General features: G+C 57.7%; 17 protein-coding genes. 9 read left to right on the top strand and 8 right to left on the bottom strand.

The window, feature by feature from the left end; translation table 11 throughout:
• Positions 1–44: 44 nt before the first annotated feature.
• Entirely contained in the window at positions 45–1,193 is a 1,149-nt protein-coding gene (locus tag AO068_RS02090; RefSeq protein WP_058407519.1) for an aldose epimerase family protein, read from the bottom strand.
• A gap of 261 nt (positions 1,194–1,454) precedes the next feature.
• Between AO068_RS02090 and AO068_RS02085 the strand changes: the two genes are divergently transcribed.
• From AO068_RS02085 to araH, 4 genes are all read left to right on the top strand, one after another.
• Positions 1,455–2,327, top strand: coding sequence for an SMP-30/gluconolactonase/LRE family protein (locus AO068_RS02085; RefSeq protein WP_058407518.1), 873 nt, complete (start codon positions 1,455–1,457; stop codon positions 2,325–2,327).
• 186 nt (positions 2,328–2,513) lie between these two features.
• Positions 2,514–3,527: a substrate-binding domain-containing protein gene (locus AO068_RS02080; RefSeq protein ID WP_003410036.1), complete on the top strand. Its 1,014-nt coding sequence runs from the start codon at positions 2,514–2,516 to the stop codon at positions 3,525–3,527.
• Between the two features lie 55 nt (positions 3,528–3,582).
• Entirely contained in the window at positions 3,583–5,106 is a 1,524-nt protein-coding gene (gene araG, locus AO068_RS02075; protein ID WP_058401406.1) for an L-arabinose ABC transporter ATP-binding protein AraG, read from the top strand.
• 41 nt (positions 5,107–5,147) lie between these two features.
• Complete coding sequence (gene araH, locus AO068_RS02070; RefSeq protein ID WP_004664988.1) at positions 5,148–6,113, top strand: L-arabinose ABC transporter permease AraH; 966 nt, start codon at positions 5,148–5,150, stop codon at positions 6,111–6,113.
• A 39-nt stretch (positions 6,114–6,152) separates the two neighbouring features.
• Here the strand turns inward: araH and AO068_RS02065 are convergent, their stop codons facing one another.
• Positions 6,153–6,896, bottom strand: a complete 744-nt coding sequence (locus AO068_RS02065) for a GntR family transcriptional regulator (protein WP_058407517.1) — start codon at positions 6,894–6,896, stop codon at positions 6,153–6,155.
• Between the two features lie 117 nt (positions 6,897–7,013).
• On the opposite strand from AO068_RS02065, the gene AO068_RS02060 reads away from it, so the two are divergent.
• Positions 7,014–8,369: a class-II fumarase/aspartase family protein gene (locus AO068_RS02060; protein WP_058407516.1), complete on the top strand. Its 1,356-nt coding sequence runs from the start codon at positions 7,014–7,016 to the stop codon at positions 8,367–8,369.
• A gap of 76 nt (positions 8,370–8,445) precedes the next feature.
• Complete coding sequence (gene dctA, locus AO068_RS02055; protein ID WP_058407515.1) at positions 8,446–9,747, top strand: C4-dicarboxylate transporter DctA; 1,302 nt, start codon at positions 8,446–8,448, stop codon at positions 9,745–9,747.
• Positions 9,748–9,818: 71 nt separating this feature from the next.
• On the opposite strand, the gene AO068_RS02050 is transcribed toward dctA, so the two are convergent.
• From AO068_RS02050 to AO068_RS02035, 4 genes are all read right to left on the bottom strand, one after another.
• A complete protein-coding gene (locus tag AO068_RS02050) occupies positions 9,819–11,132 on the bottom strand; it encodes a sensor histidine kinase (RefSeq protein ID WP_058407514.1) in 1,314 nt (437 codons plus the stop codon).
• Positions 11,129–11,830, bottom strand: a complete 702-nt coding sequence (locus AO068_RS02045) for a response regulator transcription factor (RefSeq protein ID WP_058407513.1) — start codon at positions 11,828–11,830, stop codon at positions 11,129–11,131. Before AO068_RS02045 ends, AO068_RS02050 begins: the two co-directional genes overlap by 4 nt.
• A 51-nt stretch (positions 11,831–11,881) precedes the next feature.
• The gene (locus tag AO068_RS02040; protein ID WP_058407512.1) at positions 11,882–12,661 is read right to left on the bottom strand and encodes a MipA/OmpV family protein; all 780 of its coding nucleotides are present in this window, start codon (positions 12,659–12,661) and stop codon (positions 11,882–11,884) included.
• A 146-nt stretch (positions 12,662–12,807) separates the two neighbouring features.
• Positions 12,808–13,449 carry a TetR/AcrR family transcriptional regulator gene (locus AO068_RS02035; RefSeq protein WP_058407511.1) on the bottom strand — a complete coding sequence of 214 codons (642 nt, stop codon included), beginning with the start codon at positions 13,447–13,449 and terminating at the stop codon, positions 12,808–12,810.
• Between the two features lie 91 nt (positions 13,450–13,540).
• Between AO068_RS02035 and AO068_RS02030 the strand changes: the two genes are divergently transcribed.
• Complete coding sequence (locus AO068_RS02030; RefSeq protein ID WP_201022878.1) at positions 13,541–14,275, top strand: nitroreductase family protein; 735 nt, start codon at positions 13,541–13,543, stop codon at positions 14,273–14,275.
• Positions 14,276–14,319: 44 nt separating this feature from the next.
• On the opposite strand, the gene AO068_RS02025 is transcribed toward AO068_RS02030, so the two are convergent.
• Positions 14,320–15,636, bottom strand: a complete 1,317-nt coding sequence (locus AO068_RS02025) for an APC family permease (protein ID WP_058407510.1) — start codon at positions 15,634–15,636, stop codon at positions 14,320–14,322.
• Positions 15,637–15,868: 232 nt separating this feature from the next.
• Between AO068_RS02025 and AO068_RS02020 the strand changes: the two genes are divergently transcribed.
• On the top strand, positions 15,869–16,729 hold the full coding sequence (locus tag AO068_RS02020; RefSeq protein WP_058407509.1) for a CAP domain-containing protein: 861 nt from the start codon (positions 15,869–15,871) through the stop codon (positions 16,727–16,729).
• 50 nt (positions 16,730–16,779) lie between these two features.
• Here AO068_RS02020 and AO068_RS02015 read toward each other — a convergent pair whose 3' ends face one another.
• Positions 16,780–20,274 carry a hypothetical protein gene (locus tag AO068_RS02015; RefSeq protein WP_058407508.1) on the bottom strand — a complete coding sequence of 1,165 codons (3,495 nt, stop codon included), beginning with the start codon at positions 20,272–20,274 and terminating at the stop codon, positions 16,780–16,782.
• 551 nt (positions 20,275–20,825) lie between these two features.
• Between AO068_RS02015 and AO068_RS28970 the strand changes: the two genes are divergently transcribed.
• Entirely contained in the window at positions 20,826–20,987 is a 162-nt protein-coding gene (locus AO068_RS28970) for a hypothetical protein (protein WP_003377029.1), read from the top strand.
• Positions 20,988–21,001 lie beyond the last annotated feature (14 nt).

The following is a 21,001-nucleotide window of genomic DNA, read 5'->3' as shown; positions in this document are numbered from 1 at the left end:
CAGCCCCTGGGTTTCAGGGGCTGGGCGACTTTCAACCAACGTCACTAGTTATTGAGAAACTTGAACACGGTGGTCTGGGTATAGGTTTTGCCTGGGTCCAGTCGTGTGCTGGGGAATTTCGGCTGATTGGGCGCATCAGGATAGTGCTGGGTCTCCAGGGTAAAGGCACCCCAGTGCGGGTAGACCTTGCCCGCCTTGCCGTGAATGCTGCCGTCCAGGAAGTTGCCGGTATACAGTTGTACGCCTGGCTCGGTAGTGAACAGCTGCAACCTGCGGCCTGATTGCGGGTCGCTGACCTCGGCGGCCAGTTTCTTCACATCACCCTTAGTGTCGAGTACCCAGTTGAAATCAAAGCCGCCTTGCTTGGGTTCGGCATATTTCAACTGTTGGTGATCATCCTTGATGTGCTTGCCGAACGCGGTGGGCTTGAGGAAGTCCATCGGCGTGCCTGCGACGGCAGGCAGTTCGCCGGTCGGGATCAGCTTGTCGTTGACCGGTGTGTAGTGCGAAGCGTGCAGGGTGGCGACCTGTTTGAGGACATCACCACTGCCTGCACCCGCCAGGTTGAAATAGCTGTGGTTGGTCAGGTTCAGCACAGTCGGCTTGTCAGTGGTGGCGCGGTAGTCAATCTTCAGCTCGTTTTGCTCATTCAGGCTGTAAGTGACTTCGGTTTTCAACGTGCCCGGAAAGCCCATCTCGCCATCCGGCGACACGTAGGTCAGCTTCACACCGACCGAATCACCGGTCTTGGTTTCTTCTGCCTTCCAGAGTCGTTTGTCAAAACCCTGAGTGCCGCCGTGCAGGGCATTGGTCTTGTCGTTGAGCGGGACCTGGTAGGTCTTGCCATCCAGGCTGAACTTGCCGCCTGCCAGGCGGTTGCCGAATCGGCCTATGGTCGCGCCGAAGTAAACCGTGCCGTTGTTCTGGTAGCCCTGAACATCGTCGAAGCCCAGGACGATGTCCTCGACCTTTCCGGCCTTGTCAGGCACCAGCAGCGACTGCAGCGTCGCGCCGTAGGTGATGATGCTGGCCTGCACGCCGTGACTGTTGCGCAGGGTGAATTTCTCGACGGCAGTGCCGTCGGGCAGTTGGCCGAAAGTGCTGTGTTCGCTGGAGAGTGCCGCGGCCTGTGCAGTCAAGGTGCTGATCATCAAGGACAGTCCAAGGGTGCTGAGGAGAGCATGTGTTTTCATCTGATCTGCCTGCTTTTATTGTTATTGGTAAGACTATTTGATCGGATTAAAGCCGATGCATGGATTTATAGCCTATAAAATGCCACTTGAAAAATAAATTGTAATACTATTTAGTAGTGCCAGCTTCACTGAGGCGCGGTGCCCGTGGCGGTCGATCCGCTGGGTGCCTGCGAAACAGGTCGACTGGGCACGCAGGTTGGACAAGACTGCGACGCAAACATCCAAAAAGTGCCTTTACAACAATAACAAAGGACATTTTTCATGAACTGGTTGCCCGTTTCCGAGCACCGTTTCAAGCTGGCCGAGGGCTCCTTCTGGGACGCCGCAGAGCAGGCCTTGTACTGGGTCGACATTGCCGGTTTTCTGGCTTGTCGGCTGGTTGCCGGGGAGTATCGCCAATGGCGCATGCCCGAGCCGGTCTCTGCGTTTATACCGACCGAGCAGGGCGACGCACTGGTGACTCTGGCCAGCGGTGTGTATCGCCTGGACCTCAAATCCGAAAAAACCTCACTGGCGTTGTTCTGCGTGGCAGACCCGACCCCTGGCAATCGCGCCAACGAGGCCCGTTGCGACGCGCGCGGCCGCCTGTGGCTGGGCAGCATGCAAAACAATATCGATGCCGAAGGCAAAGACGTACCTTTGGTTCGTCGTTCAGGCGGGCTGTTCCGGGTTGAACCCGACGCCCGCGTGACGCGTTTGCTGGACGGGCAGGGCATCGTCAATACCCTGCTTTGGAATACCGACGGCAGCGTGCTGTACAGCGCCGATACCCTCGACGAAGTGATCTACCAATACCCTGTGCTGGAAGATGGCTTGCTGGGACCACGTCAGGTATGGGCGGCCGAGCAGAGCCAGGGTTCGCCCGACGGCTCGGCAATGGATGCCGAAGGTTATGTCTGGAACGCGCGCTGGGGAGGCAGTTGCCTGATCCGCTTTGCCCCCGACGGCAGTGTCGACCGGGTTATCGAGCTGCCCGTCAGCCATCCCACCAGTTGCGTGTTCGGTGGTCCTGACCTGGAGACGCTGTATGTCACCAGTGCAGCGCCTGCCGATGCTCATGGGCGGTTCGATGGCGCGGTACTGATGGCGCATGTCGGCGTCAAAGGAACGCTGTGTCAGCGCTTCAGCGCTTGAAAAAAGTGCCGCGCCGTCGCCTTTTCTGCAGCGGCGTCGCGATGGGAAATGCAGGAGTGACATTCGGTTACATAGCGGTCATTCATTATATGGTATGACTATTTAATCGGTTCTCGGACGCTCCCGCGTTTGCAACCGCCACCTCGCTGAACGCTGTAGCTATTCAATAAAAATAAGGAGTTAGCTATGTTGAGTCGTCACGGGATTCGTTCCCTGTGCTGTGCCGCCGTCACCACCGCCATTCTGGGCATGAGTGGCATCACCTCCGCTGCTGATGAAGTCAAAATCGGCTTTCTGGTCAAGCAGGCTGAAGAGCCTTGGTTCCAGACCGAATGGGCGTTTGCTGAAAAGGCAGGCAAGGAGCATGGTTTTACCGTGCTCAAGATTGCCGTGCCAGACGGTGAAAAGACTCTTTCCGCTATCGACAGCCTGGCCGCCAACGGTGCCAAGGGCTTTGTGATCTGCCCGCCTGATGTCTCTCTGGGCCCTGCAATCGTGGCCAAGGCCAAGGCGCTCGGTTTGAAAGTCATGGCCGTGGACGATCGTTTTGTCGACGCCAAAGGCAACTTCATGGAGGACGTGCCATATCTGGGCATGGCAGCCTTTGAAGTGGGCCAGAAGCAAGGTGCCGCCATGGCCACCGAAGCGAAGAACCGCAAGTGGGATGAGGGCGGGTGGAAAGGCACCTACGCGATCATCAACACTTACAACGAGCTGGACACCGGCAAGAAACGCACTGACGGTTCGGTGAAGGCGCTTGAAGAGGCCGGTTTGCCGAAAGATCACATCCTGTTCACCGCGCAGAAAACCCTTGATGTACCGGGCAGCATGGACGCCACCAACTCGGCGCTGCCAAAACTGCCGGGCGATGCGAAAAACCTGATCATCGGCGGCATGAACGACAACACTGTGCTGGGTGGCGTACGCGCGACGGCGAGCAATGGTTTCAGCGCGAAAAACGTTATCGGGATCGGCATCAACGGCACCGATGCCATTGATGAACTGAAGAAAAAAGAGAGTGGCTTCTTTGGCTCCATGCTGCCAAGCCCGGACAAGGAAGGCTACAACACCGCGCTGTATATGTATAAGTGGGTCACCGAGGGCGTCGAACCGCCTAAATATACCGCTATGGACGATGTGACACTGATCACCCGCGCCAACTTCCAGGAAGTATTGACCAAGATCGGTCTGTGGAAGTGAGTTGACTGAGGGGCCTGATGTTCAGGCCCCTCACACGTGCGAGGAGGTTGGTTTCATGCAACAGGCTATCGAGCAAACATCCATAAACGGTGCCTTGCGCTTCAATGGCATCGGCAAGGTTTTCCCCGGCGTAAAGGCGCTTTCGGACATCAGTTTCGAAGCGCGCCCCGGCAGTGTTCACGCCTTGATGGGAGAGAACGGTGCCGGTAAATCCACGCTGCTGAAAATCCTCGGCGGCTCTTATCAGCCCAATAGCGGCACCTTGCAGATCGGTGAGCAGAGCTACCAGTTCAAATCCACCGCCGAGAGCATTGCGGCGGGTGTGGCGGTGATTCACCAGGAGTTGCATCTGGTGCCGGAAATGACTGTCGCCGAGAACCTGCTGCTTGGGCACATGCCCAATCGTTTCGGTTTGATCAATCGTGGCGCGATGTACCGTCGGGCAGGCGAGTTGCTCAAAGGCCTGGCTGACGAAATCGACCCGCGCACTCGCCTGGGTGATCTTTCACTGGGCCAGCGGCAATTGGTGGAAATCGCCAAGGCCATGTCACGCAATGCGCACGTCATCGCCTTTGACGAACCCACCAGCAGCCTGTCGGCACGTGAAATTGACCGGTTGATGGCGATCATCGTGCGGCTGCGCGACGAGGGGCGGGTGATTCTTTACGTATCCCATCGCATGGAAGAAATCTTCCGTGTCTGTGATGCCGTAACGGTATTCAAGGACGGTCGGTTTGTAAAAACCTTCGAGCAGATGGCCGATCTGGATCATGACCGGCTGGTGACCTGCATGGTCGGCCGGGATATTCAGGACATCTACAACTACCGTCCGCGTCAGCATCAAGGGCCCAGCCTGCGAGTGACCGGGTTACTGGGGCCGGGGTTGCACGAACCGGTGAGTTTTGCCGTAGAGAAGGGTGAAGTGCTGGGGTTCTTTGGGCTGGTGGGCGCCGGGCGTACCGAGCTGTTCCGTCTGCTGTCGGGTCTGACACGCAGCACGGCAGGCACGTTGCAGCTGGACGGCAAGCCATTGACGCTCAAGTCCCCGCGTGACTCGATCGAAGCGGGCATTCTGCTCTGCCCGGAGGACCGCAAAAAGGAAGGTATCGTGCCGCTGTCCAGCGTCGCGGAGAACATCAACATCGGTGCACGACCCCGGCATGTAAATCTTGGCTGCCTGATCCAGGGCCGCTGGGAGCGCGAAAACGCGCGCAGCCAGATCAAGTCGATGAACGTCAAGACACCATCGCCCGAGCAACAGATCATGTTCCTCTCCGGCGGCAATCAGCAGAAGGCGATTCTCGGTCGCTGGCTGTCGATGCCGATGAAGGTCCTGTTGCTGGACGAGCCCACCCGCGGGATAGACGTCGGTGCCAAGTCCGAGATCTACGAGATCATTCACGACCTGGCCGCCGACGGGATTGCGGTCATCGTGGTGTCCAGTGACCTGATGGAAGTCATGGGTATTTCCGACCGCATTCTGGTGATGAGCGAAGGCGCGATCACCGGTGAACTCAACCGCGATGAGGCTGATGAATCGCGACTCCTGCAATTGGCTCTGCCTCGTACGCGCAGCTGATAACCGGTCCCCTGACCATGAACAATAAGAAAGAGGTGCATATGTCTACCGAATCCAGCCTGCAGGCTCCCCGTCAGGGCATGAACCTGCGTCGTTTTGCCGATGACTGGGTGATGCTCCTGGCTGCCGTGGGAATCTTCCTGCTGTGCGCCGTGTTCATCGACAACTTCATGTCACCGCTGAACATGCGGGGGCTAGGCCTTGCGATTTCCACCGTAGGCATTGCTGCCTGCACCATGCTCTTCTGTCTGGCGTCCGGGCACTTCGACCTGTCGGTCGGTTCGGTGCTGGCCTGTTCCGGGGTGATCGCCGGGATTGTTATCCGCGACACCGACAGCGTGTTTCTCGGTGTTTCTGCCGCGCTGGCGCTGGGGCTGGTGGTTGGCCTGATCAATGGCATCGTGATTGCCAAGCTGCGCATCAATGCCCTGATCACGACTCTGGCGACCATGCAGATCGTGCGCGGCCTTGCGTATATCTTCTCCAACGGCAAGGCCGTCGGCGTCTCCAACGAGGATTTCTTCATCTTCGGCAACGGCCAGATATATGGCGTGCCAGTGCCGATCCTGATCACCATCGCCTGCTTCATATTCTTCGGCTGGTTGCTCAACTACACCACCTACGGGCGCAACACCATGGCCATCGGTGGCAACCAGGAAGCTGCATTGCTGGCGGGTGTGCATGTTGATCGCACCAAGATCATCATCTTCGCGGTTCACGGGCTTGTCGGGGCACTGGCTGGCGTGGTGCTGGCTTCGCGTATGACCTCGGGGCAGCCAATGATCGGTCAGGGTTTCGAGCTGACCATCATCTCGGCTTGCGTACTGGGCGGTGTTTCGCTGAGCGGCGGCATCGGCATGATCCGCCATGTAATCGCTGGTGTGCTGATTCTGGCGATCATCGAGAATGCAATGAACCTGAAGAATATCGATACGTTCTACCAATACGTGATTCGCGGCACGATTCTGTTGCTGGCGGTGATCATTGACCGACTGAAACGTCGCTGACCGGCGCGGCGCTGGCTTGCATGAACCAGCGCCGTCACTTCACACCGGATTCAATCCCTTCTCGCGCTTCATCTGCGTGACCAATGTAAAGCGGTCTTCGGGGTGGACTGTCTCTGACACGACCATTACGACGCCCGCGTCGTCACGGTACTGACGCAGAATTTTCAGCCCCGGCGAACCTGTCTCCGCATTCAGGCTTCTGGCGATTTCAGCCGTCAACAGCACGGCGCGCACTTGCTGGTCGATCACTTCGATATGGCGGCCAAAATGCTGCTCGATCAGCGCGGCGATCAGTTCGCCGGGTTGCTCGCGTGCCAGTTCGATGACTTCGCTGTAAATATCCTGAGCGTAAACGTCGGTCCAGCACAACGGCGCGAGCACGTTCTCGCAGTCGACCCTGATGCTCGACACGCAAAAGTAATGCTCCCCCGGCGTCAGCCCCAGCCGACGCGCCTGGGCAATGTCCGCGACGAAATGGCGGACGTTCTGGATGCTGCGCACCTGGGTTTCCGCCAGATGCGCCAGGTCTGCAACGGTCGCCAGTGACTGTGAATAGCCGCCTCTGGGCGATGCCGATTCGACTCGCGTACCGACCCGCTTACGCCGTGACACCAGGCCCTGAGTCTGCAGTTGTGTGATTGCCGCGCGCACGGTATGGCGGCTGACTGCGTAAAGCTCGCACAGCTCGAACTCGGTCGGCAGCAGTGAGCCGACCGGGTAGCGGCCACTGGCAATCGCCTCGATCAGGTCTCTGGCAACCACTGCGTAACGTGTTTCGTTCATGCCTTCTGTCAGCTCTGTGGCTTTAGCGAGTTGACAGTGTATCAGTGCGAGCGTAACAATTATATACGGACATATTAAATATGTACGATCAATAACAACATAATCAGGACCTCGCTCATGTCCAGCACCGTTTTTGACTCCGCCCTGTTTCGCGACATGTTCGGCACCGCCGAAATGCGTGCCGTGTTCTCCGACAAATCGCTCATCGAACGTTACATCGAAGTAGAAGTGGCACTGGCCCGCGCCGAAGCCCGTTGCGGAGTGATTCCTGCCGCTGCCGCCGAACAGATCGCTGCGCTGGCCACTTACGAGTCACTTGATCTGGCACTGATGCAGCATGAAACCGAGATTGTCGGTTACCCCATCCTGCCGCTCGTGGAGCAGCTGTCCAAAACCTGCGGCGATGCTGGCCGTTACGTGCATTGGGGCGCGACCACCCAGGACATCATGGACACCGCTGTGGTGTTGCAGGTGCGTGCTGCGCTGGCCATCGTCGAGCGTGATATTCAGGCCGTACGTGGCCTGCTTGCTGACCTGGCATTGCGTTATCGCAATACGCCGATGGCGGGGCGTACCCACCTGCAACATGCGCTGCCGATCACCTTCGGATACAAATGTGCGGTGTGGCTGAGCATGTTCGACCGCCACGCAGAGCGTCTGGCGGAATTGCGCCCGCGTGTTGAAATCGGCCAGTTTGCCGGAGCGGCCGGTACGCTGGCGTCATTGGGCGACAAGGGGCTGGACGTGCAGCAAGCGCTGATGGACGAGCTGCAACTGGGCGTGCCGCAGGCCACTTGGCATGTCGCGCGTGACGGCCTTGCGGAAACACTCAACTTCCTGGGCCTGGTCACCGGCTCGCTCGGCAAGATTGCACTGGACGTCATGATGATGATGACCAGCGAGCTGGGTGAGGTGTACGAACCCTTCGTCAAGGGACGGGGTGCCAGCAGCACCATGCCGCAGAAACGCAACCCCATTTCCTGTGAACTGATGTACGCCGCCGCCAAGGGCGTACGCCAGCACGCCGGGCTGATGCTCGATGCCATGATTCAGGATTTCGAACGCTCCACAGGCCCGTGGCAAGCCGAGTGGATCGCCATTCCAGAGGCCTTCGCCCTCAGCGCAGCGTCTCTGGGGCAGGCGAAATTCATGCTGGCCGGGCTTGAGGTGCGCACCGAACGGATGCGTCAGAACCTGGACATGACTCAGGGGCTGATCGTTGCCGAAGCCGTGATGATGGGCCTCGCGCCAGCGCTCGGCCGTCAGGTCGCCCACGACGTTGTGTATGCCGCCTGCCGCATGGCCAACGACCAGCGCATCAGCCTGCTGGATGCGCTGTTGGCGCAAGGCGAGGCCACGGCGCAACTGGATATCGAAGAACTCAAGCGTCTGACCGACCCGGCCAACTACCTGGGCCTTGCGCCGCAAATGGTGGACATCGCCCTGGCTCGTCCGGGGGCCGTGAAGCGTTGAGTCATCTCGCCCCGGGCACAAGTCCGGGGCGATCAGTCCTGCAGCCGCTCTTAATAACAACAACGAGATCGCAGACATGTCTTCATCCAGCAAAAAACCGTTCTACAGGGACCTGACGTTTCAGGTCGTCGCCGCCATGCTGTTGGGCATCGCCTTTGGATTTATCGCCCCCGAGCTGGCCGCCAAATTCAAGATCCTTGGCGACATCTTTCTCAAACTGATCAAGACCGCCGTTGCGCCGTTGGTTTTTTTCACCGTGGTGCACGGCATTGCGTCGGCGGGCGATATCAAGCGTGTCGGCAAGGTCGGGCTGCGCGCATTGATCTACTTCGAAGTGGTGTCGACCATCGCTCTGGCCATCGGCCTGCTGTGGGGCAATCTGCTGCAGATCGGTTCGGGCATGCATGACGCCCATCCGAGCAGCGCTACGGCTGCCGCATCGGCCGCGGCGGTTGCCAAGGGGCATGCACCGGCGTCGACCATGGACTTCATCTACGGCATCTTCCCCGACAATTTCGTCGGCGCATTTGCCGGTGGTCAACTGTTACAAGTACTGGTGATTTCCGTACTCTTCGGCTTTGCCCTGCTGGCACTCAAGGAAGAGCGTCGGGCCGTGATCGAAGAAGGTCTGAGCCGGATTTCCGAATGTTTCTTCGAGTTCATCAACCTGATTATGAAGTTTGCGCCGCTGGGCGCGTTCGGTTCGGTGGCCTATGCAGTGGGCAGCAACGGCACCGCGGTGCTCATGTCGCTGGCCAATCTGGTGTTGATGTTTTACCTGTGCATCGCGTTTTTCATCTTCGTCGTACTGGGCATCGTCTGCCGAATTTCCGGTTTCAGCCTGTGGCGATTCCTCACGTACATCAAGGACGAAGTCTTCATTGTGCTGGGCACTGCTTCCTCGGAAAGCGCCTTGCCGCGCCTGTTGCAGAAACTGGAGAAATTCGGCTGCTCAAAACAGAGCGTCGGCCTGGTGTTGCCTACCGGTTATGCATTCAACCTGGACGGTACGTCGATCTACATGTCGTTGTGCGTGCTGTTTATCGCCAATGCCTATGGCGTACCGCTGAGCTGGGAGCAGCAGTTGGGCATCATCGCGATCATGCTGGTGACTTCCAAAGGCGCGGCGGCGGTATCGGGTGGCAGTTTCGTGGTGTTTGCCGCCACCGTGACAGCCATTGGCGTGCTGCCCGTCGAGGGCCTGGCGTTGCTGTTCGGCGTCTACCGGTTCATGTCCATGGCCATCGCGACCTGCAACACCATTGGTAACAGTGTGGCGACGGTGGTGGTATCCAAATGGTCCGGCGAATTTGCCGAGCAGACTGCTCGTAGTGAATATCACCGGGTGCTGGGGCGTAAACTGGAGGCTGCGCTTTGATGATGCCTGCCGCGGAATTCACTGAACAAGCGTGCACTGGATAACCGCGCGGTGGCCTGGGCGTCGAGGACTCACGCTTGTTGCGCTGTCTGCGTCCGGAAATCCAGCTCCGCTCGGGTGCCTAGCGTCGGCATCGACTCGAGGGTCAGCGTCCACTGAAAGCGTTCGCAGATGCGCCGCACCAGGAAAAGCCCCAGGCCTTTCCCGGTGCCCGCTCTGGTCGAGTTTCTCAGCAGTGACAGGTAGTGAAGGGACGCCTGCGCAGTGTCGAAGCCTTCGCCCGAGTCGGTCACGCTCAATACACTGTCCTTGAGGCGCACGGTGATTGTTCCGTCATAGGTGTTTTCGGCAGCGTTACGCAACAGGTTGCCGATGGCAATGCGTAACATCGCATCCGGCACCCGCAGGCAAAGCGTCTGGTGGATGTGCACTGAAAATTGCACAGGTTTGCCGTCCAGAAGGTGTTGGTGATCCTTGATCAGGCCGGGCAACAGGCGGTCCAGTTCGACGGGGTCGTCCGGCGTTGAGGACATGGGCTCGCGTGACAAATACAGTAGCGCGACCATGATCTCGGTCAGGTTGTCCACGGTTGCCCGCATGCGTTGAATCGGTGGCGCTGCACACGCGGGTAACGCTTGCCTGGCCAGTACATCCAGCGCACCGCTGATCACCGCTATAGGTGTGCGAAACTCGTGGCTGGCCTGATCCAGAAGGGCGCGTTCCCGGGCCATGAATTGCTCGACCCGTTCCAGGTGTGCGTTGATACCGCAGGCGATGTCTTTGAGTTCTTCCTGGTCGTATTGCACTGGCAGACGTTGCGAGAGGCTTTCCGGATCGAGTTGCTTCATGCCTAGCGCGAGCGCCTGAACCGGGCGGTGCAGGCGCACGTATAGCCAGGCGATTACGGCAATGATCAGTATCAGGTTCATGATCAGAAAAATGCCACCGATCAGCGCGATGAGGTTCTGCTCCTGCTCCAGATCACTGATGTCGATTGCTGCTACCAAGCGTTCATTGCCCAGCGACGTCACCAGCACGGCATAGTCGGGATCGGTGAAACTCGAAGCCCTTCGATCCATATCGCCCTCGTTGTAGAAGCCTGGGGCGAGTGAAGCCAGTAAGGGCGGCATGCCGGGCGCGGGCGTTTCGCCCGACAGTCTCCAGACCTGAATCCTTCCGGCTTTCTGTGGCACTGGCTGCAGCGAGTTTTCGAGAGCATTGTTTGTCGCAGTTTCAAGCAGCTCTTTCCAGATCGGGTGATCGACGAGTTCCTGGCTCATGAACGCCTGAGTGGTCAGGCCGATGGTCATCAACAGCCCGAAGCCGAGCAGAATTGCACTGATCAGGCGATGCAGGCTGCCTCGACGACCGGGAAGATTGATCATGGGCACACGCACAGGCGAAAACCGACGCCCTGAACCGTATGGAGTAGCTTTTGTTCGTTGACTCGGTCGCCATCGATGGTCCTTCTGAGCAAATACATGTGCGAGCGCAGCAGGTCGCCGTCGGGCACGCTGTCACCCCAGATGAGCGACTCCAACTGCGCGCGGGTCACGACGTTTGGAGAGTTGCGCATCAGCACTTCCAGCAGGGTTCGTCTTATCGGCGAGAAGGGTAACTGCACGCCGCCACGCATGATGGTTTGTGTACTCAGGTCGAAGCACAGATCGGCGATTTCCAGCACCTGCCGTACATCCGAGCGCTTGTGGCTGCGTGCGGCCAGCACCCGCAGACGAATTTCCAGTTCAGGCAGGGCCAGTGGTTTGACGATGTAATCGTCCGCGCCCGATTCAAAGCCTTGCAGCTTGTCGTCCAGTTGATCCTTGGCGGTCAGCAACATCACTGGCACCGGATTGCGCAGCTCAGTGCGCAGATGACGCAGGAGACTGATGCCGTCCATACGCGGCATCATCCAGTCCAGCACAATGACGTCGTAATGGTTTTCGGTAATCAGGCGCATCGCGGACTTGCCGTCGGGCGCAGCATCCAGAGTGTGTCCGCATGCTTCCAGATAGTCGAACATGTTGGCGGCCAGCGCCAGGTTGTCTTCGACGATTAATACGCTCAGTGAACGTTCGATCATGATGGGCTCACAGTGAGTCGACTCCAGGCGCTGCACAGGCAGTTTTTGGCATCAGAACTTTCTCGAAATACCGATGAACATCGAGGTAGAGCTGTCGGTATCGCGCTCTACCAACGGGCTATTGCTCAGTTCATCCGGCAGGGCGCTGTAGCGCAGGTTACCCGAGACTTCCCACTGTTTGCCCAGGGGCTGGGAAAAGCCCAGACCGACATAGGAAACCGTGGCGCTGCCAGGACGGTATCGGGCAATGCCGCGTTGCTCTTCTTCTTTCAGCGTGCCGTAATAGTAATCCACCAGGTTGCCGGACATATGGGTAACACCGATGTTGGGTTTGAAGCGCGTCTGGCCCCAGCTGAAGGGGTACGCATATTCGAGGTTCACCGAGTAGCCGTCGCTTGCACCGCTGATGTCGTTCCTGGCGACCGCCTCAAGCTGCCCTGCAGTGCAACGCAGTTTGGCTACCAGCCCTGCGTCGATACCATTGTCGCGGTCTTCCAGCAGATCGCGGTTGATGCCGTTTCTGGCCAGTTCGCGGCGACCAAAATCGTCACGATCAATGCCGTCCATCTGCAAGGCGAGAATGGCATCCAGGGAGAACGATCCGGTGTTGATCAGGTGGTAACCCGCAGTTATGCCTTTCACGTAAAAGCGCTCGCCTTCATAGTTGATCAACGGGATCGGATTGACCTGTGTACCGACGCCTGCATAAGGGCTTTCGCTGATTGCAGCGCCCAGGCCCAGGCTGAAATCGCCCGGTTCGGCATGGGCGAGCTGCAACGACAGGGCAGGCAAGGCAACAACGGTCAGCGCGGGAAGGAAAAGCGGTTTCATGACGGCGGCTCTCTGAGTGATCTTTCTGACGTGCCTAAGTGTGCGATGGCGTGTGTCGTTTGCATGTCGCTGTCAGTGATCTGGTCCGGCGCTTAAAAAACGCTGGCTATGCGTCGAAAGCTGGTATTCATTCCTGCCATCATCCATCAGTTGGCGCGGTCCGCTTCCTTGCAATCAGGCCTGAAAAGATAGTTTTCAAGCAAAGTCACTACCTCTTGAACGAATCCTGGTTGTGCGAGGAGCTTCGGCCGATCAGCTGTGACGGTGTGGATAATTGCGTGTGCAGCGATGCCCATCAGATAGATCGAGAGATCCGGATCAGGAACGTTCTTCATAAAAGGCCTTAGCACCTGAGCAAACTGGAGCTGTAGAGAATCGTTATCGTCCTCCAGCTGCCGGATCGTACGTGGCAATTCCTCATGAATGGCCTTGTGCAGAGCCGGCGCAACACGATGTTCAGCGACAATCATCTCGATGATCATGGTTAGCGCCTCTCTAAGCGACGGCTGATCAGGCAGAACCTGTAACGCGTTGAGCAGATCTGTGCGCGTGTCGGCGGCGTGCCGTCTCTGTAATTCAGCGATGACTGCTTCTTTGTTAGGGAAAAACTGGTACAGCGAGCCGATGTTCACGCCTGCGCGTTCAGCAATCGCGTTGGTCGTCAGTCCCTCCCAGCCTACTTTGGTCAAAATGTAAGTCGCCGCTTGAATAATCGCGTCAACTGTCGCGCGCGAACGCGCCTGAGCCGGGATTTTCCTGGGGTTGACGGGTGTTCGGCTTTTGCTCACGGACAGCTCCAGAACATGAGTTTTTAAAATCTAAGCTTTAACTTACGATTTGAATTGTGACAACACAACGTTAATCACGAATCGAGAACTCATGACCATGAACACACAGGAATATTTACTTCCCTGGGATGGCTTTCAGGAAGCCAATCGCTTTCGCCGGGCTATACGCAAATTCAACTCGAACCCCATTGTCGCTGGCGACATTCAGTTGCTGCTTGCAGAAGCAGCCTATGCCCCCTCCAGCGGGAACATGCAGCCTTATCAACTGCACTGGGTTCGCGATCCTGGACTCAAAGCGAATCTGGCGGTTGCTTGTAACGGCCAGAAAGCTGCGGCATCAGCGGCCGAGCTCATCGTGATCGTAGCGAGCCCTGCGCTGGGGTTGCGCACAGCCAACGTGCAACTTGCCCACGTTGAAGGTTCGTCTGCGTTGGGAGCAGATTCAAAGGCCTATTACCGCAAGCAGATAGGTATGTTTAAAAAGATTCTCGGAATGGGGTCTTCTGTTTTATGGTCGCCGACCGTTGCGCTTGCCGCGCTGATTCAACCGACCCTCTCGCTACTCCCCATCGGCCATATCGGCGGTCGGCAATGGGCGGCACGCAATGCCATCTTCGCAGCTCAAACCATCATGCTTGGCGCAGCCGCGAAGGGCATCGATACGTGCCCGATGGAAGGATTTTCAGGTGCGAAAGTTGCCAAACTTCTCAAGCTGCCACGTGGTGCCGTCATACCGCTGGTTATCGCTCTTGGCTATCGAGCAGACGACGCGAGAATCGAAGAGCGGTGGCGCAATTCGATTTCAGACATCGTCGTTACACACTGAAGTAGAGCCTTAATCACGCGCGTGGCATGCATCACAAATGCCGTTCAGCGCGGGTGTGAAACCAGCACTGAGCTGCCTAGCCGGGTGAGCCCATAAAGCGCGGCTCCGACAGCGAGCATCATGCCGGCACGCAGCCAGGTTTCAGGGCCTTGCTGGGTCAGCAAAAGCAGGCAGGAAAGGATCGCCAATACCGGAATCATCCAGTGAACCTGAAAATGGCCGGCGTCGACCTTGTCGCGCTTGAGCACCAGAACCGCAATATTGACGCTGAGAAACACGAACAGCAGCAACAACACCACGGTTTCAGCGAGCGTAGTCAGGGTGCTGGTAAACGACAGTGCGATGGCAAGCACTGTGGTTGCGAAAATGGCCACGCCGGGTGTGCGCCGTTGAGGCAGAACCGAGCCCATCACAGCGGGCAACAGCCCTTCACGAGCCATCCCGAAGGTCAGTCTGCTGGCCATGATCATGGTCAGCAGTGCGCCATTGGCAACCGCAATCAGCGCGATCACCGCGAACCATGGGGCAGGTATCCCCAGCCCCGACGCACTGACCACGTCCATCAACGGGGCCTGCGAAGCCTTCAACTGTTCGACGGGCAGCACCATGGCCGCGCCCACGCCGACCAGCATGTAAACCACGCCTGCAATAAGCAAGGCACCAAACAGCGCCCGTGGATAAACCCTGCGCACATCCTTGATCTCTTCGGCCAGGTTGGCAGACGTCTCGAAGCCCACAAATGAATAAAATGCCAGCAACGATGCGGCAAGAATCGCGGTGGCCGGTGAGTTCGTGTCCAGTTCGAATACACGTTGCGGCACACCATTGCCCTGACTGACGAACCAGACTGCGGCCGCAATCACCATCGCCAGCCCGCTCAACTCAATCAGGGTCATGACCAGATTGGCCGACAACGACTCCTTGATGCCACGCGCATTCAACAGCGCGACAATCACCAGAAAGCCCACACATACCCACTGCGCGGGCCAGCTTACCAACGCCTGGAAGTAGTCGCCGGCAAACGCGACTGCCAGCCCGGCAGCACTGGTGACGCCTGCCGCCACCATGGAAAAGCCGACCAGAAACGACAGCAGCGGTTTGCCGAAGGCTTTTTCGGCATACACCGCTGCACCGCCCGCACGAGGGTATTTGGTCACCAGTTCCGCATAGGACGCAGCGGTCAGCAAGGCGAAGCACAGGGCAATCAGCAGGGGTGCCCAGATGGCTCCGCCGACACGTCCGGCGATAGTGCCTGCCAATGCATAGACGCCGGCCCCCAGCACGTCACCGAGGATGAACAGTGTCAGCATCGGCGCCGTGATTGCCCGGCGCAGCGATGGAGTTTCGGGAGGAGTGGCCATGGTGAAAGAATCCTTTCTCGGCAGGTATAAGAGTTGTGTAAGGGAAGATCGTCAGGGTGAGGGTAAATTCAACGTGATCGCAAAAGGCCCGGATCAGCGGTGTTTTTTGCCGGAACAGGTATTTGAATAACCCCCTGCATTTGAAAATGCAGCATGAACCAAGAGGTTTTTTCAGGGTCTTATTCGGGCCTTGAAATTCATGGCATGCCTTTTACTTTTCGAGTCTGTCTTCATGCCTGAATCGCACCGTTATTTCTGGCGCATGTGCCTGTACTTAGTGCCTCTGCTGCCCATGTACGCCAGCCATGCCAGTGCCAGTGACGAGCGACAGCTGGTCCAGGCCATCAACGATTTTCGTGGGCAACCTCAGCGCTGCGAAGCACGGATGACAAAAATCTCCAGAGCGCTGACGCTCAACGCCAGCGTAGCGTTGCCGATCAATTTCGCTGGAAGTTCACGCGATGCGCTCAAGGCATCCGGTTATCAGGCGGTCACCGTCCGGACCATACGACTTGCTGGCGCGCAGGGCGCCGGTGAAGCGTTCGGCATGCTCGAAAAACGCTATTGCGGCGCTTTGCTTGACCCGCAATACGCCGACATCGGTATCACTCGCGAGCGTGGCGACTGGCGTGTGGTATTGGCAAAACCGTTGATCGACGAAAGCCTGGAAGATGCACGCTCGGCGGGCCGCATACTTCTGGCGCAGGTCAATGCCGCGCGTGCCAAGCCGCGCATGTGTGGCAAGCAGCCGTTTCCTTCGGCCAGACCGCTGAGCTGGAACACGACCCTGGAAATGGCTGCACAGGGGCACAGCCAGTCGATGGCCAGCGAGAATTACTTCACGCATCGCGGCTTTGATAACGACTCACCGGCAGATCGCGCCCGTGCAGCGGGTTACGGCGGACGGCAGATCGGTGAAAACATCGCAGCAGGGCAGAGCACCGTCAGCAAGGCAATGGCCAGCTGGCTGGCCAGCCCGGGACATTGCGCCAACCTGATGAACCCGATGTTTACCGAGGTCGGCGCGGCCTACGCGACGGCTACCAACGCGGATTACGGTGTGTACTGGACCATGCTGTTCGGCGCTCCCTGATCAACCGAAAAGCCGCCTGAACGGCGGCTTGTCGAACATGCATGAGTGGCTCAGACCTTCGAGCCGCTCCAGCGCGGTGCTTCTCTCAATTCGTCACGCTTTTGTTGATCCGGAGATTTGTGTGGCTCGCCGTATTCCACGTGTAACGTGTCATCAAGGCGGTTGGTGGAGGAGCCGCCTTCCTGCGGCGTTTCGTCGAAATGCTTCCACTCGGCACTCTGGAAGCGGAACAGGCTGTCGTCTTCAGGCGCTTCGCGTTCGCGATAGTGGTGGATCGAGTAGTGTGCATATTCGACCTTGTCGCCCCAGTCGGACTGCAGCAAACCGTCTGCCGCCAGATCGCGATACCAGTCGTTTTCCTTTTCGGATGCTTTCTGCTTTTTGTTATGGTCGACGAAATAGCCAATGATCCCGCCGACGACAGCAATCACAACGCCGACGAGGAAGAATGGCCCGGCCAGCGCGGTGGCCGCCGCGCCGCCTGCACCCACCAGCGCCGCGGTTCCCAGTACGCCGGCTGACGCGCCGAAGGCACCGCCGGCAATTTGCAGGCCGCCTGCGGCCTGAGCCAGCTTGTCACCTGACTTCACGCCGTCCTTGATGGTGAATGCACCCAGTACGATATCGGCAAAACCACCAGCCAGATCCGTTGCAGGCCCCAGCACTTTGACGACCGAGCCTGCGATTTTATTGGCAGTTCCAGAGGGCAGCTTGGCCCCTGAAGCCTGCACGGCGTCATCCAGCCGCTGGGTGATGCCGCCCATGGCCTGGCGTTCCGCTTCTGCACCGCCAGCCATGTCGCCCAGCGTCGAATTGAGCCGATATTCATCAGTCGCATCCAGTGCGGTGCGGATCTCGCTCAGTTTGCTTGCGGAAATGCCGCTGACCCTGACTTCCTTGGCCTTGCCAAAGCTTTCCTTGCCCCAGATCTCCGGTAACGTCTTGTCCAGCCCCAGCATGTCCACCAGGCCGCCTTTGCCCATCAGGTCGCCAACCTGATCAGCCAGACGTACAAAATGGCTGGCACCACCGGCAAAGCTCAGAAAGTCCTTGGCAATGCCCAGGCGCTGAATCGGTGTCTCGCCCAGTTTGCCGCCGTTGCCGACCAGTTGATAAATCGCCGAGAACAGCGACACGCCTGCTGCAACGGAGCCCATGACGCCTTTGCTATTGAGCGTATTGAAGATTTCGCCCAGTTTGCCGCGATCAGCGACCGGTATGTAGGGTTTGGAAAGGGCTGTCTTGATGTCTGCTTCGCTGACCTTGCCGTTTTTCTGATAGGCATCACCGACCTCCTTGAGCGCTTTGGCGATGTCTGCGGGCTTGGCGTTGCCCACGACACCTTCCTGAAGGAATTTCTCGAAGGTGGGCTGCAGGAAGCGCGGCATATCGACCAGAAAGCCCTTGAGCTCTGCCTTGAGCAGGCCGAACAGGTCCTTGGTGGCGAGGGCGTTATTCTCGTCGCTTATCTTCGACGGGTCGGCGACCAGATCGTTGAGATCGCTGGTCAAACCATCGGCCTGAATAGACTGTGCCGCCTTGCTGGCGCCTTCTGGATCGGCCAGCGCAAGTGAGGACAAGGTGTCGCTCAGGTCTTTCTGCGCCTCTTGACCAAGGCCCTGCTTTTTCAGGTCCTTGAGGTAAAGTACGTAATCGGGATTGGCGGTGAGGTCGAGCAGCTTCTGCTTTATTTCGTCCTTGTTGGGCACTTTGCCCAGTGCATCAGTCATCTTGCTCTGGTAGTCCTGCTGCACGGTCGGATCAGAGAACAGTGTGGTCAGTTGTTCTTGCAGCTTGCCGCCATCAATGATGTCGTGCATGTCGGCCGAACTGAGTTGGGTCTGTTTGCTGTCGAATTCGCGCCAGGTGCCGCCGAAGGCGCCTTTGGCTTCTTCATAACCGGTCAGGCCGCGACCGTTGTCATAAGCAGCCTGCGCCTCGATCGCCCTGACCAGTTTTGCACGAGGGTCATCCTTGGCAATATCCCCTTTGTTCACGCCGTCGCGGTATTGGTCGAGCAGTTCCTTGGTCGCCAGTTCGCCGACATTCAGCTCTTCAGAATTCTCATCATCCTTATCGGCTTTCACGCCGGTTTTCTGCCCCATCAGATCCAGCTCTGCCACGGGCGGCAGGTTATGCCGACTGCGGGTTTCACCAATATTGCCGGTGCCCAGCTCATTCCATTTTTCCACCACATCATCGTACAACTGCGGGCTGGCATCCCTGGAGACGATGAACTTGCCATCGCTGTTCTCGAAACGAATCAGACCCGCGCCCAATTCGTCCGGTGAACCGATGGTTATGTCCTGATTCTTCAAAAAGTCATGAGGCTCAGCCAACGTGTAACCTTCTTCCCGGCTGCTGTTGATTTTGTTCCAGGCGTCATGGAGGGTGGTTACTTTGTCGAATAGTTCAGGGGTCAAGGCTTCAGTGACGACAATCCGTTCACCGCTCTGATTCTGATAGGTGATCTGGCTTCCTTCCTGGCCAGACACCCAAGTGAACTGTGTAATGTCGTTCAAGCTGGGAATGGGAGTGTTGCGGTCAGCAAGAATCTGCCCTTCGTTGACTGCGGTTTCCATCGCAGTTCTTTTTTGCGGGTCCGACACTATGGTTTGCAGCGCTGCCAGATAATCGAACAACTTCGGATTGTCGTCACGAGTGACCACGACTTTCTCTCCGTTGTGCTCGTAACGGATAGTGTCCGGGCCGACCTCATTCAACGGGCCGACGGTGGTGCCGAATACGGGTGGCCATACTTCGTTGTCACCCGCCCTGCGATAACCTTGCGCTTCGCTCGTGTTCAGCCCGGTCAGAGTATTGAAAGCGTCTTTGGCCGCACTGTACAGCTCAGGATTGTCGCTCTTGGCCACGACGATTTTATTGCCGTCACGGTCGACATAACGCATCACGCCTGGCCCTACTTCATCCACCGGGCCGACCACTGCAAAGCCTGCAATGTTTTCCGGCGGCTTTTCGTCCGCACCTGCCACCCTGTAGCCTTCCCGCTGACTGCTGCCTACGCCGGATAGCGATTTGAAATCCGACTCCACCTGTTTGAAGAGTTCCGGGTTCTGTTGCTGCGAAACGATGACCTTGCTGCCATCGGCGGCTTCATAGCGAATCAGCCCCGGCCCCATTTCGTCCGGTGCTCCGATACGGGCATAGCCGCTCAGCGTCGCTGGCGCGGCAGCATCAGCCTTGGCCGGGGAGTAGCCAGCAGCCACACTGGCCCTGAAGCCTGCCACTCGGGGTTGGTCTTCGACGACCTGACGATAGAGCTCCGGGCTGGTGGATTTGCTTACCAGTACCTGATCGCCTTCCTGAGTGACGTAGCGCACGGTGTCAGCCGCCACAGTGCCGGGCTTTTCTATCGATGCGTAACTGCCCAGCGCAGGTGCCTTTTCGTCTGCGCCCGCTGGCCGGTATTGGCCGCCATTGCGGTTGCTGGTCTGCAGCACCTGGTTGAATCGCGTTCGGGCATTCGCGCCTGGTGCGAGGGGCGGAAGAGGGCCAGGCGCCGGGCTGATCGTGGACGTCGACATAGCATATAACTCCTGTTGTTAACCGCTGGACGTGGAGCAGGCGACTCAATAACTGAGTGCCACGAGGCAAACGAAACCCTGTGTTCAACGACGAACTCTTTATTCGCGTGAATAGTTTGAACGGCGTCTCGTTTTCAAATCAAAAGAACAGGGCTTATGGGCCGACACTATCATTCCGACAAGTGAAGTGGCGGATCGGTAATCTCTTTTCACAACAATTCACACGCGTCGGTAAATAATAAAGGCTCTGGCGAACACCCCGTAAACGTTGGAGCCCCGTCTCGTGATACATAAAAAATTAATATCACCAGAAATAAACCAGAAATAAATATCACTTTGATATCACTGTTGGTTTGCGGTATTAATTTGTTGTGAAATCTGATTTCACAACGTTTCACAGCATCGAACAAGTTTCGCTGATTACTATTAATTGGCAACGCGGCAAATAGCGTAGTGTCTCTGCATCGCTGTTGTGTAATGGCACATTGACCTGTTCTTGAGCCGGTTGTTAATCCGCAGATAGATCCCTACTCGAAGCAAGGAGAAACAACATGAGTTCGACTCCACCCGTAAGCTCCGGCAATTCAGACGCAGCAATCGAAAAAATGTCGGCGACCTTTGATATGGCTATCGAGAAATCGGCCAAGATCACTGAAATCTCCACTGCCAAGAAAGCAGAGCTGGATGCTACCAAGCAACGTCCACAGAACTGACGTTGTCATGCAGG

It is taken from the genome of Pseudomonas sp. ICMP 3272 (assembly GCF_001466905.1).
GTDB classification, from domain to species: Bacteria; Pseudomonadota; Gammaproteobacteria; order Pseudomonadales; family Pseudomonadaceae; genus Aquipseudomonas; species Aquipseudomonas amygdali.
The sequence above is the reverse complement of the archived record's forward strand: the minus strand, read 5'-3'. Positions and strand labels throughout refer to the sequence as shown.

What these genes read in the sequence shown, in the direction of transcription:
- AO068_RS28970 (WP_003377029.1), top strand. Translation starts at nt 20,826, where the DNA reads ATGAGTTCGACTCCACCCGTAAGCTCCGGCAATTCAGACGCAGCAATC.
- AO068_RS02025 (WP_058407510.1), bottom strand. Translation starts at nt 15,636, where the DNA reads ATGGCCACTCCTCCCGAAACTCCATCGCTGCGCCGGGCAATCACGGCG.
- AO068_RS02085 (WP_058407518.1), top strand. Translation starts at nt 1,455, where the DNA reads ATGAACTGGTTGCCCGTTTCCGAGCACCGTTTCAAGCTGGCCGAGGGC.
- araG (WP_058401406.1), top strand. Translation starts at nt 3,583, where the DNA reads ATGCAACAGGCTATCGAGCAAACATCCATAAACGGTGCCTTGCGCTTC.
- AO068_RS02060 (WP_058407516.1), top strand. Translation starts at nt 7,014, where the DNA reads ATGTCCAGCACCGTTTTTGACTCCGCCCTGTTTCGCGACATGTTCGGC.
- AO068_RS02065 (WP_058407517.1), bottom strand. Translation starts at nt 6,896, where the DNA reads ATGAACGAAACACGTTACGCAGTGGTTGCCAGAGACCTGATCGAGGCG.
- AO068_RS02030 (WP_201022878.1), top strand. Translation starts at nt 13,541, where the DNA reads ATGACCATGAACACACAGGAATATTTACTTCCCTGGGATGGCTTTCAG.
- AO068_RS02045 (WP_058407513.1), bottom strand. Translation starts at nt 11,830, where the DNA reads ATGATCGAACGTTCACTGAGCGTATTAATCGTCGAAGACAACCTGGCG.
- AO068_RS02020 (WP_058407509.1), top strand. Translation starts at nt 15,869, where the DNA reads ATGCCTGAATCGCACCGTTATTTCTGGCGCATGTGCCTGTACTTAGTG.
- AO068_RS02015 (WP_058407508.1), bottom strand. Translation starts at nt 20,274, where the DNA reads ATGTCGACGTCCACGATCAGCCCGGCGCCTGGCCCTCTTCCGCCCCTC.
- AO068_RS02050 (WP_058407514.1), bottom strand. Translation starts at nt 11,132, where the DNA reads ATGATCAATCTTCCCGGTCGTCGAGGCAGCCTGCATCGCCTGATCAGT.
- AO068_RS02080 (WP_003410036.1), top strand. Translation starts at nt 2,514, where the DNA reads ATGTTGAGTCGTCACGGGATTCGTTCCCTGTGCTGTGCCGCCGTCACC.
- AO068_RS02090 (WP_058407519.1), bottom strand. Translation starts at nt 1,193, where the DNA reads ATGAAAACACATGCTCTCCTCAGCACCCTTGGACTGTCCTTGATGATC.
- dctA (WP_058407515.1), top strand. Translation starts at nt 8,446, where the DNA reads ATGTCTTCATCCAGCAAAAAACCGTTCTACAGGGACCTGACGTTTCAG.
- AO068_RS02040 (WP_058407512.1), bottom strand. Translation starts at nt 12,661, where the DNA reads ATGAAACCGCTTTTCCTTCCCGCGCTGACCGTTGTTGCCTTGCCTGCC.
- araH (WP_004664988.1), top strand. Translation starts at nt 5,148, where the DNA reads ATGTCTACCGAATCCAGCCTGCAGGCTCCCCGTCAGGGCATGAACCTG.